The 14,071-nt window shown below is 66.8% G+C and carries 8 protein-coding genes and 1 pseudogene; 6 read left to right on the top strand and 3 right to left on the bottom strand.

Features of this window, described 5'->3' with window-relative positions; translation table 11 throughout:
• Window positions 1-258 precede the first annotated feature (258 nt).
• The 6 genes and pseudogenes from glf to OVA26_RS06350 all read left to right on the top strand — a co-directional run.
• Window positions 259-1,455: pseudogene (glf, locus tag OVA26_RS06325) on the top strand (UDP-galactopyranose mutase); the annotation flags it as partial.
• Between the two features lie 5 nt (window positions 1,456-1,460).
• Window positions 1,461-3,371: a glycosyltransferase gene (locus OVA26_RS06330; protein ID WP_268104887.1), complete on the top strand. Its 1,911-nt coding sequence runs from the start codon at window positions 1,461-1,463 to the stop codon at window positions 3,369-3,371.
• Window positions 3,368-5,593 carry a hypothetical protein gene (locus OVA26_RS06335; RefSeq protein ID WP_268103474.1) on the top strand — a complete coding sequence of 742 codons (2,226 nt, stop codon included), beginning with the start codon at window positions 3,368-3,370 and terminating at the stop codon, window positions 5,591-5,593. Before OVA26_RS06330 ends, OVA26_RS06335 begins: the two co-directional genes overlap by 4 nt.
• A gap of 2 nt (window positions 5,594-5,595) precedes the next feature.
• The gene (locus tag OVA26_RS06340; RefSeq protein WP_268103475.1) at window positions 5,596-7,677 is read left to right on the top strand and encodes an acyltransferase family protein; all 2,082 of its coding nucleotides are present in this window, start codon (window positions 5,596-5,598) and stop codon (window positions 7,675-7,677) included.
• Window positions 7,678-7,822: 145 nt separating this feature from the next.
• Window positions 7,823-8,419, top strand: coding sequence for a hypothetical protein (locus OVA26_RS06345; protein ID WP_268103476.1), 597 nt, complete (start codon window positions 7,823-7,825; stop codon window positions 8,417-8,419).
• Window positions 8,420-8,720: 301 nt separating this feature from the next.
• A complete protein-coding gene (locus tag OVA26_RS06350; protein ID WP_268103477.1) occupies window positions 8,721-9,572 on the top strand; it encodes a hypothetical protein in 852 nt (283 codons plus the stop codon).
• 79 nt (window positions 9,573-9,651) lie between these two features.
• On the opposite strand, the gene OVA26_RS06355 is transcribed toward OVA26_RS06350, so the two are convergent.
• From OVA26_RS06355 to OVA26_RS06365, 3 genes are all read right to left on the bottom strand, one after another.
• A complete protein-coding gene (locus tag OVA26_RS06355) occupies window positions 9,652-10,620 on the bottom strand; it encodes a glycosyltransferase family 2 protein (protein ID WP_268103478.1) in 969 nt (322 codons plus the stop codon).
• Window positions 10,617-12,530 carry a glycosyltransferase gene (locus OVA26_RS06360; RefSeq protein ID WP_268103479.1) on the bottom strand — a complete coding sequence of 638 codons (1,914 nt, stop codon included), beginning with the start codon at window positions 12,528-12,530 and terminating at the stop codon, window positions 10,617-10,619. Before OVA26_RS06360 ends, OVA26_RS06355 begins: the two co-directional genes overlap by 4 nt.
• 97 nt (window positions 12,531-12,627) lie before the next feature.
• Window positions 12,628-14,028: an O-antigen ligase family protein gene (locus tag OVA26_RS06365; RefSeq protein WP_268103480.1), complete on the bottom strand. Its 1,401-nt coding sequence runs from the start codon at window positions 14,026-14,028 to the stop codon at window positions 12,628-12,630.
• Window positions 14,029-14,071 lie beyond the last annotated feature (43 nt).

Genomic DNA, 14,071 nt, shown 5'->3' on the forward strand with positions numbered 1-14,071 from the left:
AAGGTCGCGAGACCGTGATGACACTCATCGTTCGCAAACCTTTCATTCGGTGTCGGTGGGCCACTCGGAGACGACCGATCGCCGACGCGTGCGGGGGATCGGTGGGCACACCACGGACCACACGACGCTACCGCCTCGAGTCTGAATGACCGTTGACAGCCCGGTGGGGCGCGCCCCAGCTTACCGGGGCGTCCCCTCATCATCCGCACGTTCCGTGCGGTCCGGGCTGCCTGCCGCGGGTAGACTCCCGGGAGCGCATCGGAGGCCGTCCGGGTCTCGCATGCCCTCACGGATTGCGAACGGAAGAAGTTGCACAGTATGGATCTCCTCGTCGTCGGCTCAGGTTTCTTCGGCCTCACCATCGCCGAACGGGCGGCCGAGGCGGGGCGGAAGGTGACGGTCATCGACCGCCGTCACCACATCGGTGGCAACGCGTATTCGGCGAACGAGCCCGAGACGGGCATCGAGGTGCACCAGTACGGCGCTCACCTTTTCCACACGTCCAACCCGACCGTGTGGGAGTACGTCAACCGTTTCACGCAGTTCACGAACTACGTGCACCGTGTGTACACGACGCACAAGAACGTGGTCTTCCCGCTGCCGATCAACCTCGGCACCATCAACCAGTTCTTCCAGGCCGCGTATACCCCAGACCAGGCGCGTGCGCTCGTGCACGAGCTCGCGGGGGAGTTCGAGGCGAAGGATGCCGCCAACCTCGAGGAGCGTGGGATCGCCCTGATCGGTCGCCCCCTGTACGAGGCGTTCATCCGCGATTACACCGCGAAGCAGTGGCAGACCGATCCGAAGGATCTGCCCGCCGAGGTGATCTCGCGCCTGCCGGTCCGTTACACCTACGACAACCGCTATTTCAACGACACGTGGGAGGGCCTCCCCGTCGACGGCTACACCGCCTGGCTGGAGCGCATGGCGGACCACCCGAACATCGAGGTGAAGCTGTCGACCGATTACTTCGACGAGTCGCAGCCGTTGAACAAGAAGGCGACCGTCGGTCAGGTGCCCGTGGTCTACACCGGGCCTGTCGATCGCTACTTCGATTACGCCGAGGGTGAGCTGTCGTGGCGCACCCTCGACTTCGAGCAGGAGGTTCTGCCGATCGGCGACTTCCAGGGAACCAGCGTGATGAACTACGCCGATGCTGACGTGCCGTACACGCGCATCCACGAGTTCAAGCACTTCCACCCCGAGCGCGCCGATCGATACCCGACCGACAAGACGGTCGTCGTTCGCGAGTTCTCGCGCTTCGCCACCCGCGCAGACGAGCCCTACTACCCGGTCAACACGGCCGATGATCGCACCGGCCTGCTCGCTTACCGAGAGCTGACGAAGGGTGAGCAGGATGTGCACTTCGGCGGACGCCTCGGTACGTACCAGTACCTCGACATGCACATGGCCATCGGCTCCGCGTTGTCCATGTGGAACAACACCCTCGCGTGAGCGCCATGGATCACTCGGAGCAGCACTACGCCGTCGTCAATCGAGCCGTCTTCCCCACGGAGGATGTCGCCGAAGTGTCCGCGCTCTACGTCGACACGGGGACCGGTGACGGTTCTCAGCCCGGCGAGTTCTATGAGATCGTCGGTCGGCGTTCGATCCGCATCTACGCCCACCGTCGCGTCTCGCTGGCCGCATTCTTCAACGCCTTCCCCGCTAGCTATTGGCAGCGTTACACCTCGGTGCGGGAGGTCAGACTGACGGCATCGTTCTCCGGCACAGGACTGATCTCCGTTTATCGGTCGAGTGCGCGAGGACGATCGTCGGCTGTCGCGTCGCGTTCGTTCGACAATGAGACGGTCACCTTCGATCTTCCGGTGACGTCGTTCGTCGATGGCGGCATGTACTGGTTCGAAATCGCGTGCGGCAACGACGACGCGGTCCTGCTCGAGGCTGACTGGAGCGTGGAAGAAAGCGTTCGTCGACGCACGGGCGCGGCGACCGTCGGCATCACTACGTTCAACCGTCCGTCCTACTGCCTGAAACAGCTCGAGATCCTCGGTGGTGATGAGTCGCTCGTCGACGTCGTGAACGCCGTGGTCGTCGTCGACCAGGGCACGGACCTCGTCTCCGATCAGCCGGGCTTCGCCGCCGCTGCAGATATGTTGGGATCCCGTCTGGATCTCGTCCGACAGCCGAATCTCGGCGGTTCGGGGGGCTTCTCCCGCGCGATGCTCGAGGGCATCGGCCGCGACAGCGAGTACGTGCTGCTTCTCGACGATGACGCCATCTCCGAGCCGGAGGCCATCGCACGCAGCGTGCTCTTCTCCGACTTCGCCGTCGTGCCGACGATCGTCGGCGGCGGCATGCTGCACTTGGACGACCGATCCGTTCTCTACACGCGCGGCGAAGTATGGGATCCTCGACGCGTCTGGATGGCCCCCTCCGGCGGCAGCGAATACAACCACGACTTCGTCGAGGAACCCCTCAGAACGACGAGCGATCTGCATCGCAGACTCCACACTGATTTCAACGGGTGGTGGATGTGCCTCATCCCGACCGAGATCCTGCGGTCGATCGGTCTCTCGCTGCCCGTTTTCATCAAGTTCGATGACATCGAGTACTCCATCCGAGCTCAGGCCCACGGATACCCCACGATCTGCCTGCCGGGAGTCGCTGTCTGGCATATGGCCTGGCACGACAAGGACCCCACGCGCACCTGGGAGGAGTACTTCTTCCACCGCAACAGATGGATCACGGGTCTGCTTCACGGTACGACACCGGGCAACGCGCTTCCGTTGATTTCGTTCCTCGGCGACGTCAAGCAGCTCTTTCTGCTGCAGTACTCCTCGGCCCGTCTCCGCCAGGAGGCCCTCCGCGACATCCTTCGCGGGCCGGACGCGATTGCCAAGATGCTTCCCACCCGGCAGGCCGAGATCCGCGCGATCCGCGGCGGGTACATCGATGCGGCCGTCGAGGGTGAACTCAGCACGCTTCCGCCGATTCGCCCGAGCTCGAGCCGGATCACCGGCAAGGTGCGGCGCCCGACGAACCCCTTCGCCACCCTCTCGCTCGCGCTCCGTGTAACTTTCCGCCAGTTGTTCGTGCCCGCGTCGGCCGCGAGTCGCCGCAATCCGCAGCGGATCATCGCGGCGCAGGACATCTCATGGTGGCGCTTCGCCGACATCGACTCCGCGCTCGTGACCTCACCGGACGGAATGGGCGTCGCCTGGTACCAGCGCGACCGCCGAAAGATGGTGACGGCACTGCTGACGTCGGCGCGGCTCCATGCCCGACTGGTGCTCCGATGGAAGTCGCTCCGAGAGAAGTACCGGAGTCGCGCGCCCGAAATCGTCTCGCCCGAGGCGTGGACGTCTTACATCGAGGATGCCCGTCGTCACCAGGCTGCATCGTCGTGAGCCGCGAAGCCACTGCTGGGTCGCGTGTGAAGAACGTCTGGTGGCCGATCGCCGTCGTCGTTTTCGCCGTTGCCATCGGTACGTTGCGCCAGCTGTGGACACCCGGGTTCTACTACGCGGACGACACACAGCTCGGGTCCGTCGGGCAATGGTACGAGCTGGGTGGTCGCCTTCTTCGCGGTGAGATTCCGCTTCTCAGTCCGCAAGCATGGCAAGCCGGTAATTACTGGGCGGAGGGGCAGTGGGGGCTCATCAGTCCGCTGACGTGGTTGATCGCCATCGGTACGCGGCTATCGAGCGACGTCGCCCTCTGGACGGCGGGTGTGAAGATCGCGCTCCTCGCGATCTCAGCCCTCGGCGCCTACTTCCTCATGCGGTCGTTCCTGGTACGCCAGCCCTGGGCAGCGCTCAGCGCGGCGCTCGTTCCGATGGCGGGGTTCACCGCCTACATGGATGCCGCATCGTGGTCCACCGGCTTGATGACCTCGGCACTCTTCCCCTGGGCATGGTGGACGCTGCGTCGTGTGACGCGGGGACGACAGCCCTGGCCGTTCCTCGTCGCGAGCTACCTCCTCATCGCCTCCGGCTACGTGTTCGGCACGATCGTTCTCGTCGCGCTCCTCGTCGCGCACCTGGTGCAGGCGATGATCGCCCGCGACAAGACGGCAGTCCTGCGTGTCGTTCTCGCATCCGCCTGGGGCGCGTTCTGGACCGTCGTCATCTACCTGCCCGGTGTGCTGACCGCACCCGTCACCGACCGAGGCGCGGTGGGCATCAGCAATGACATGTTCCTCAACGCCGACTTGGGCGACTTCGCGACGTCGGCGTCCCCTCTCACGACCGCGACCATCAGTTCCTGGTGGGGGCCGGTGACGGCCGGTCCGCTCATGTACGTGGCCTGGGTGCTTCCGCTGGTGGTCATGGTTCGCCCGTGGGGGCGGGAGATGTGGCGCGGCACGGCGATGCCCGTCGTACTGCTGGCCGTGTCTGCCTACATCGTCGTGGCTCCGAGCACTCTCGGTCCGATCCGGTGGCCCGTTCGTTTCATGCCCTACGTGGCGCTGGCTGCGCTGCTTCTCTTCGCGATTCTGATGAGTCGCGGATTCCCCGAACGGGTGACACGGTCGAGCGTCATCGCGGCCATGGCCACAGGGGGTGGTCTGCTGGCGTTGACCTGGGCTCTGACGCCGGGCCCGTGGCGATCCATCTGGGGCACTTTCGCCGTCCAGATCGTGGCGATCCTGATACTCAGCTGGACCGCACGACGAGTGAAGGCTGCGGATGAGCGCAAGGACGCCGTATCCCGCCGATCGCTCGGAAAGGCTGCGGTGACCGCGGCGGCCGTCCTCGTCGTCTCGACGGTCGGCCTGACCGTTCTGCAACTACGCACCTTTCCGCACACGCCGCTGCCCGTCTTCGCGAGCCCGACCCAGACGGCTGATCTCACCTCGGTGCTCCCCGGTGGCGGGGGCGACACTTTCACGGTGGGCGACGCCTATGCATCGGCGGGGGATCCCGCGTCGTACTCCGAACGGCTCATCGCCAACGAGTGGTACTTCTCGGACGCGGCTGTGTCCAACGTCTACACGGTCCTTCCGTACTCGAAGTTCTCTCAGGACTTCTGTCTCGATCTTCGAGGGAGCACTTGTCAGGGGGCTCTGCCGGCTCTCTTCCGGACCGACCCCACGACGGGGGTGCCGCTCGTCGATCTTCTGTCCGTCAGTCGGATCCTCGGATACCGGGACACCTTCCCGGATCCCCCTCTCGTCGTCCCCGCCGGGTGGCAGATCACCCACGAGGGTGAATACGCATGGACGATGGAGCGCATTCAGCAGTCGCCACCGGCAGGCGGAGTCGTCTGGGCGGATGAGGGCACAGCGGTCGACGTCGTCGATCAAACGGACTCCAGCCTCACGTTCCGGGTCGACTCCGTCGGCGGCGACGGCAAGGTCGTGATGAGCCGGCTGGCGTGGCCCGGCTACACGGTGGACGGGGCCGAGCTGTCCGATCCCCTGCGCGGCTATTTGTTGACCGTCGATGTGTCCACGGCCGCGCCCGGGGATGAGGTGACCGTGACGTTCCGTCCCCCGGGGGCCGTGCTCGAGATCGGCGCGGCCATCGCTGCCCTCCTCCTGGGCCTCGGGTGGACCGTTCTCTCCGCGACGCGCTCGCGACGTGGCATCCGGCCGCAACGCCCGCGAGTCGCGCCCGCAGCGGTGTGAAGGTGTTGTCATCGTCCTCACGAGAGCGTCGTGAGCGAACAGCGACGGGGGCGGGCAGAGCGAGCCGGGCTCGGAGAGCCGATCTAGACGGTCTGCGTGCGGTGGCCATCGTCCTCGTCGCCGTGTCGCATATCTGGACTCATCGTGTCTCCGGCGGTGTCGATGTCTTCCTTCTGCTGTCGGGATTCTTCGTGGGCGGGGGCGTTGCGAGAGCATGTCTCCGGGGTGATTTCGATGCGGGGGAGTATTTGATCCGCACCGGACGACGGCTCCTGCCGCCGCTCGTCGTGGTCGTCGCTTCGGTCGTGGTCGTTGCCGCCGTCTCGGCTCCATCCACGACGTGGGCAGAGGTCTCCCGCCAAGCGGTGAGCTCGTTGCTCTACATCCAGAATTGGTATCTCGTCGCGGTCGGCCAGGAGTACGGCGCTGCGGGGGTTGTGGACGCCCCCTTTCAACACCTGTGGTCGATGTCTGTGCAGGGCCAGTTCTTCGTCATCCTCGCGGTGGCGGGCGCGGTGGCTCTCATCGCCAGGACGCGAGGCGTCGCTGTCACGTCACGACGGTTGGTCGTGACCGTGTCCGTGGCTACGGTGCTGTCCTTCGCGTATGCCGCGGTGATGACGGTCGTCGACCAGCCGACGGCCTACTACGACACCCTGGCGCGGGCGTGGGAGTTCCTCGCGGGTGCGCTCCTCGCACTGGTCACGGCGGGGCGCACTTCTCCTCGTCCGGCTGGGAGTGCGGCGAGTTCCCATGCACGTTCCGCCCTGGGGTGGCTTGCCCTTGCTCTCATCCTCAGCACGAGTGTTTTCCTGGATGGAGCCCAATTCTTCCCTGGGCCTGCAGCGCTGCTCCCGATCGGGGCGGCTGCCGTCCTCATCTGGAACGTCGGTGGCTCGTGGGCGCCGTCTCGTGCCCTTTCCTGGCGTCCTCTCGCCGCGGCCGGCACCTACGCCCACGGCTTCTATCTCTGGCATTGGCCGATCCTCATCTTCGTCACCGAAGCACGCGGCGGCGCAGAGGTGGGCTGGCTCGCAGGGTCGGCGGTTCTTCTCCTGAGCGCGGTGCTGGCCTTCGTGACGCACCGTGTCGTCGCCGGGTGGATGGACCCGACCCGTATTCGTCGGATGCGAAACGCGAGGCTCTGGCGTCCTGGGCTTGTCCTCACATCGCTCGTCGCAGTCGTGGCCGTGGGCGTTCCCGCGGCATGGCTGACGCACGTCGACCTCGGACGAGCGCAGCTGGGAGTGGCGGCTCAAGACCTGGCTCGTTATCCTGGCGCGGCCGCCGTGACCTACCCGGATCTCTTCCCGTGGAATCCGTCGGACGGGTTCATTCCCGACGTGTCCATGGCTCTCGAGGACAAGTCGCGTGCCGTCTTCGACGGATGCAATTCGATCGTCTCCGAGGTCCCGATATGTTTCTACGGCGATGTGGGTGCGGACCGCACCGTTGTCGTCGCAGGCGGCTCCCATACCGAACAGTGGACGGATGCGATCGCTGAGCTCGGCCGGATACATGGATTCCGGGTCGCGACGGCCATCAAGTGGGGATGCGAGTTGGTCGATGGGAGCGAGGGCGTCGAACAGTTCGATGAGGATTGCCTCGAATGGGGCGACAACGCGCTCGAAGAGATACGCACGTTGTCCCCGGACGCCGTTTTCACGACATGGACCCGTCCGGCGACCGGTTCGACGGTGAAAGAAATGGTGCCGGTGGCATACGAGCGTGCGTGGACGCGACTGACCGACCGCAATATCCCCGTGGTGGTCATTCGAGACAATCCCTGGGTCGGCTCGGGTCCTCTCGAGTGTCTCGGCGACGTGTCGAGCAAGGATGAGACGTGCGGTGTCGCGCGCGCAGACGTTCTCGACGCGTCGGTGCCGCGCTCTGATCACGTGGAGTCGTCTTCGCTCATCCACCCGCTCGACGTGAACGACGTGATCTGCCCCGAGGGCTGGTGCCCTGCCGTCCAGGGCGGCCGCATCGTGTACCGCGATGCACATCATCTGACGAACTCGTGGGTGCTATCGACCGTGCCCCTTCTCGAAGAAAGACTGCTTCCGCTGCTGCAATTCTCCTGAGCCCTTCGCCGCGATCAGAGTGCGCAGGGTTCGCGGACCGGCGCGAACGACGAACGGTTCCTCCATCCGGTCGGTCGACCGTGTCAGCCTGGGAAAATGCGGTACGTTTCGTTTCGAAGCACGGGGAGCGGCCGAGGAGGCTTGTGTGGGGACACGTCTCGGGACGGCGATGATCGGTGTTGTGATCGTCGCGGGGGCGCTGATGGCGCCGCCGCTTCCGGCGGGTGCAGTCGCGGGTACCGAGTATCTGCGCACGGCCTATGACGGGACGATCTACGAGGTGACGAGCAGCGGCGTGACCCCGCTCACCTGGGACGGGTGGGCGGAGCGCGACTTTCCCGCTTGGCGGACCGCGGAGACCGTCTATCACCGCACCCTCACTCTGCCCACCGTCACCGCATTGACCGCCTTTCCCAGGGCTCGGCAAGAACTGCGGAGAGCCCTGACGTGGTCGCAGTATGCGTCCGTCGGATTTCCGGCCGTGTGGACGGCGCCGTGGGACGAGTCTTTGACCGCGTATAAATGGGCTACCGGTCCTGAGATCTTCGCGCGAGATCGCCAGGGCGACGTCATCGTCCTCACCGCGCTCCAGTGGCAAGCCGCGGGATACCCCGCCTTCGCGACGCGGGAGAATCGGGGCTTCGTTCGCCTGTCATGGGACGAATCCGGCGGAATCGCCTACATGTGCGACCTTTCCGGCGGTCGCGGAGCGCGTCTCACTTATGACCAGTGGCGCAGCTAAGGCTCGCCTCCGCCGGACGTCGTGGTGGGCACCGCCCGGGATGTCCTGTGGCGACCTGACCCGCGCCAATCGCGACTCGTGTATTTGGGTGCCATGAACATGGCGTATGTCCCTGACGGCAATCCGCCACGGTTGACTCTTCGAGAGCTTCGATACGAGGAGTGGCGAGGAATGGGGTCGCCTGCTCCCGCGCCCGAGCCCAGCTATTCGAGCGTCGAGCGGTACTGCGGTATGGGGGACCCGGCCCCCTTCTCCTGATCTGTTCGACATCCAGACCCGAAAGAAAGATCGTTCCGAAGACATGAAGCTCCGACTGCTCAGCGCCCTCGCAGCATCCGCGGCCCTCGCCGGTCTCTTCGCCCCAGCTGCCCACGCCGCGCCGAATGCGCCAGAGTATGTTCGTACCGCCTACGACGGAACGATCTTCGAGGTGACCGATGACGGCGCCGTCGCCCTTGACTTCGCCGAGTGGTCGGCTCGCGGCTTCCCCACCTTCGTCGATGCGAAGACGACGTACGAGAAGATCCTCAGTTTTCCGACCGTCATCGCGGTGAGCGCGTTCGACCGTGCCGGCATCCAGATCATGCAGGACGTCGACTGGAACGAGTACCGGGCTGCGGGGTACCCGCCCGTCCGCACCGTCGCGTGGGGCGAGGGCGTGTCCGTTCACAAGTGGGGGACGTCTGCGGAGCTCCTCGCTGAGGATCACACCGGCATGGTCATCAAGCTGACGTATGGGCAGTGGCGTGAGGCGGGCTACCCGTCGTACCAGGTTCGAGACGGTCGTGGCTTCGTGCGGTTGAGCTGGGACGCCGGCGGAGGTATCGCTTATCTCTGCGACACGGCTGCAGGCAAGGGTGGTCGGGTGACGTACGAGCAGTGGACTCGCGCTGGCTCTCCGACTCCGATGGCGGTGACGAGGACGGCGAACGACGCGGTGTGGCGCATAGCATCTCGTAGTTCCGGGCTCAGCTACGTCGGGGCGATGAACCTTTCCTACGATCCGTCGTCCGGGCTCCAGCCGCCGCTGTCGAACCGCGGGCTGTCCTACCCGGAATGGGTGGCGATGGGTCGACCCGCACCGACGACGGAGCTTCCGCCCGCGGCGTGGAATCTGTCCTGCCCAGCAGGTTCTCCGGGCCCGTGGGAATGACGCCCGGACCGGGGTGAACTGGCGGCCGCTCCAGCGCCGGTCTCTTCGCAACGGCCGCCGGGCACCTCGACACCGGGCGCTACACCGGCTGCGACTGCTCCAGCGGCGGCATGGGCTTCCACGACGCGTCGCGCAGGATGCGTCGGCCGTCGCGGAGTCCGCGGAAGAGGTGGCTCGTGCCGGTGATCTTGCGCTCGACGACGACGAGACGGATGAGTTCCTTGACGAAGGTCAGCGTCGTCCCGAGGGTGAAGGGCAGCGCGCGGTAGACGCCGAGCGCGCGGTAGTACTTCTGCAGGTACGCGCGGTTCCGCATGATGTAGTACCGGTACGCGTCGCTCGAGGCGTTCATGTGCCGGATGCCCATGTCCCACTGCTTGATCTCGCGCGTGCGACGCAGCACGAACTCGTTCACGATGACCGACGGCGTCTGGCGCGAGGCCAACCACCCGTAGAGCTGGTCGTCCCAGTAGATGAAGAAGCGCGGATCGGGGAGGCCGATCTTGGCCACGATGTCGCGGTGGATGAACATGCCTTCGAAGCAGCCCGAGTTCATCGGCTTGAAGCCGGAGTCGTCGAAATCCGCCGGAGCGAAGGGGATCGGGATCGCCATCGACTCGGCCACCCGGTACTGCCAGTAGAACTCGCTGCCGTCGTAGTCGTACCGGCGTCCCTGGATGCTGCGGAAACGCGGCGTCCAGTGGCCCATCCGGGCGAGCCCGTCGGTGACCACCTCGACGTCGTCATCCATGAGCCAGATCCACTCGGACCCGAGTTCGTAGGCGACCCGCATGCCCTCGCTGAAGCCTCCGGAACCACCGGTGTTCGTCTCGAGGCGGCGGTAGACCAGTTCGGTGGGCAGGCGGTCGCGGAACGACTCGACCACCGCGGTCGTGTCGTCGGTCGAGGCGTTGTCGATCACGACGAGGTGACCGGGCGCCGGGTCCATGCGCTCGATGCTCTCGAGCAACCGCGTCAGCAGGTGCGTGCGGTTGTAGGTGACCACGACGATCGTCGCGGTCTTCGGGTCGAACGGGGCCGTGGTCACGGACGCTCCTCGAAGGTCGCGCGCCAGTTGGCCTCGGAGACGAGGTCGGGCAGGGCGCGGCGGTACTGACGGGACAGGCGGGGCCATTCGCGCTGGAGGCGGCGGTGCAGCTTCCAGCTGTCGACGAGCATGCGGCGGAACATTGCGCGGTCGCGCGTGTAGATGTTCTTGCCCGACCCGTCGGCGGCGCTCACGAGGGCGCTGTCGTAGAGCGGGACGCGCCACCAGTGGGCGTCGCCCTTGCCGAACTCGACCTCGGGCTGCGCGACGTTTTCGGGCTGGGGGGTGTGGAACCAGTGCGATAGGAGCGTGCGCACGGTGAAGGTCCGCAGAGCCACACCCGTCGGGCTGTCGAACTCATGCTTCTTGAGGCGCTTGAACACCTGACGTCCGCGGCGTGAGCGCAAAGGCACGCCCGAATCCTTGTGCACGACGGTCTCGGGGTGCTTCTTCGCGACCGTCCGCGCGTCGGGCATGGCCGTCGCGAGGTTCGCGCGCATGTGATCGGGGCCGGAGAGCACGTCACGGAGTGCGCGGTGACGCAATTCAACCGGGTAGTACTGCATCATCATCAGGTGCTTGAGGTCGACGCGACGGCTGTGCCGGATCAGCGTTCCGCCCAGCGGCGATCGCGAGTGCAGGAGGGCGGCGACGATGCGGTTGCGCGCGTGGAAGTACGCCTGCCAGTCGATCGAGTCGTCCTTGCCCAGCCACGACACGTGCCAGAGCGCGACACCGGGCATGGAGACCGTGGGGTAGCCGGCATCCCGAGCCCGGACGCAGAACTCCGCGTCGTCCCACTTGATGAAGGCGGGGAGCGACAGGCCGATCTCGCGCAGGATGCTGGTCGGGATGAGGCACATCCACCAGCCGTTGTAATCGGCGTCGAGGCGCATGTGCAGCAGGGGGCTCTGGCGCAGGTTGGCGACGCTGAAGTCGTGGGGGAGACGCTCCTGGAACAGGGCACGCCACATGAAGGGCGCGTCGTCGACGACCTCTGCCCACGCGTGCAGCTTCGGCCGGTCGAGCAGGTCGAACATGTGGGCGCCGACGATCGTGGGCACCGAGGCGTATCGACCGAACACCACGGAGCGGCGGATCGACTCGGGCTCGATGCGCACGTCGTCGTCGAGCAGTTGCACGAAGTCGCTGCCCTCGCGGGCGAGGGTCTCGACCATGGCGCGGGCGAAGCCGCCGGAGCCGCCGAGGTTGGGCTGACGCACCACCTGGAGGGTGTCGCCGAGACGCTCGGCCACCTCCGGGTAGGCGTCCTGCGCCTCGACCAGGTCGGTGCCCTGATCGATGATGAACACCCGGTCGACGACGTCGAGGACGTCGGGGGCGTCGGCGAGGGCCATGAGCGTCTCGACGCAGTAGTCGGGCTTGTTGTAGGTCGTGACGCCGATGCTCGCCTTGCCGCCGCGGACCGGCTCTTGCTCGGTGGTCCATTCGGCGCCCTCGAACATGGCGTCCGCGCGGTCGGCGGCGACGTCGAACCAGATCCAGCCGCCGTCGCTGTACTGATCGAGGACGAGGTCGAACGAGGTGGCGACGGCGTCGCCGCGCACCTCTCGGGTCTCGATGCGCTGCTTCGTGCCGCCGCCGTTCGAGCGGTACACGAGCACCGTGGCATCCCCCGAGGTGTGCACCGTGAGGCGGACCTGGCGCACGGCCGTCCAGTGCTGCCAGTACGAGGCGGGGAAGGCGTTGAAGTACGTGCCGAACGACACGCGTCGACCCGCGACGATGCGGGCGCGGTGGCGATCGAGGATGTTGCTGAGCTGGGCGACGTTGGTGACCCGCACCGGTTCCTCGTCGATGGTCGACCACGTCTCGGGGTCGACGTACAACGGGAGGAGGTCGGGGTCGCGGTCGAGCGGCAGCACGGCGTTCTGCAGGGTGTACGTCACGAAGAGATCTTTCGGTCGAGGAGCCGCGGCCGCGGACGGCCAGCGGGAAGTCTACCGGGCGCTCTCCGCGCCACCCTGAGCGTCCGACGCTTGCCGGTCAGGGCGCGGGGCGCTGCAGTTCGCCGCGTTCGATCGAGATGCTCTGCTCGCTCGGGCCGACCCCCACGAGCGGGGTCTGCTTGATCTTCGCGCCGAACAGGACCACGAACATCCAGCCCCACAGCAGCAGGGGGCCCGAGTCGGTCAGTCCCTGTACGACGAGGAGGGCGCCGACGAGGGTCGGCAGGAGCGTGAGGGGAGAGTGCGGGCGATCGGCTCGCAGGTCCCACCGGGGGCGATCGACGGCGAAGAACCACGACCTCCACAGGTAGGCGAGGTACACGAGCGCCAACAGCGCCATGCCCACCCCGCCGAGCTGCAGGTACGCGTCGAGCCACATGCCGTGCGCCTGGGCGACGGTCTGCCCCTGGTCGACGATCCAGCCGTCGATGAGCGGCTCCGTGCTGATCCACGGCGTCGAGAACCCCCAGCCGATGAACGGATGCTGGTCGGCCCGGGTGAGCACGTCGGCCCAGATGCCCTCGCGACCCGTGAGGTCGGCGCCGCGGCCCAGCATCTCGAAGATCGTGTCGCGCCCGAACCACAGCGCCGCAGCGCCCCCGAGCCCGATCGCGGCGTAGAGCAGGTACCACCGCGTGCGCTCGCCGGGGCGCTTGGCCGTCCGCATGACCAGGACGGTCCCCAGCACGAGCGCGACGAAGGCCGCGGCGATGACGGCGGTGATCGACGCGGCGCGGACGAAGAGGAATCCGGCCACCGCGATCCACACGATGAGCAGGGCCCGCCGAGGCGCCCCCGCCGCCAACCGCACGCCGAAGACGATGATGGCGACGAGCATGACGGCCGCCAACAGGTCGGCGTCGCCGTAGATCCCCTGGATCCGGCCGCCCGTGAGGAGGGCGCCGTCGGACCAGGGGGCGACCGGATCCGCGCCTGCGGTCGGCGCGGCGAATCCCGGGAGCAGCGGTCCCCGGACGATCAGAGCGACCGCGATCTCGAAGAGGAGCGAGAGCCCGACTACCCACTTCGCGGCGGACGCAATCGCCCGCACGACATCCCTCCAGGTGAGGACGGCGCCGACGAACAGTCCCTGGAAGGTCGTGATCCACAGCAGAAGGAGAGTCAGGACGGATGCCGCGGGCCACGCGCTCCATGCGAGCGACGCGGTCGCCCAGACGAGGTAGCCGGCGGCGATCCACGGCAGTCGCCGGACCGCGAGGGGTGGGCGGACCACGAGCCACACGATCGCCGACACGACGGCGCTGGCCGCCACGACCACGGCGGTCGCGGCCGGCCCGACGGCGTGCACGAGGCCGACACCGCCGAGGGCGAGCACGAGCAGGAGGACGCACCAGGCCCGGAGCAGCAGGTGCCCGGTCGTCTCGCGCGCCGGTGCCGTCGGCAGCGCCGACACCGGGTGATTCGTGTGCATCGCCATGGTCTGTTCAGGGTAGCGGTCGGCATCCGTCGCCGTCGGGTGC

Origin of the sequence: Microbacterium sp. SL62, assembly GCF_026672635.1 — a bacterium.
Classification (GTDB): Bacteria; Actinomycetota; Actinomycetes; order Actinomycetales; family Microbacteriaceae; genus Microbacterium; species Microbacterium testaceum_A.

Bases quoted from the DNA above. Each gene is read 5' to 3' on its own strand.
- OVA26_RS06330 (WP_268104887.1), top strand. From the start codon at position 1,461: ATGGATCACTCGGAGCAGCACTACGCCGTCGTCAATCGAGCCGTCTTC.
- OVA26_RS06350 (WP_268103477.1), top strand. From the start codon at position 8,721: ATGAAGCTCCGACTGCTCAGCGCCCTCGCAGCATCCGCGGCCCTCGCC.
- OVA26_RS06365 (WP_268103480.1), bottom strand. From the start codon at position 14,028: ATGGCGATGCACACGAATCACCCGGTGTCGGCGCTGCCGACGGCACCG.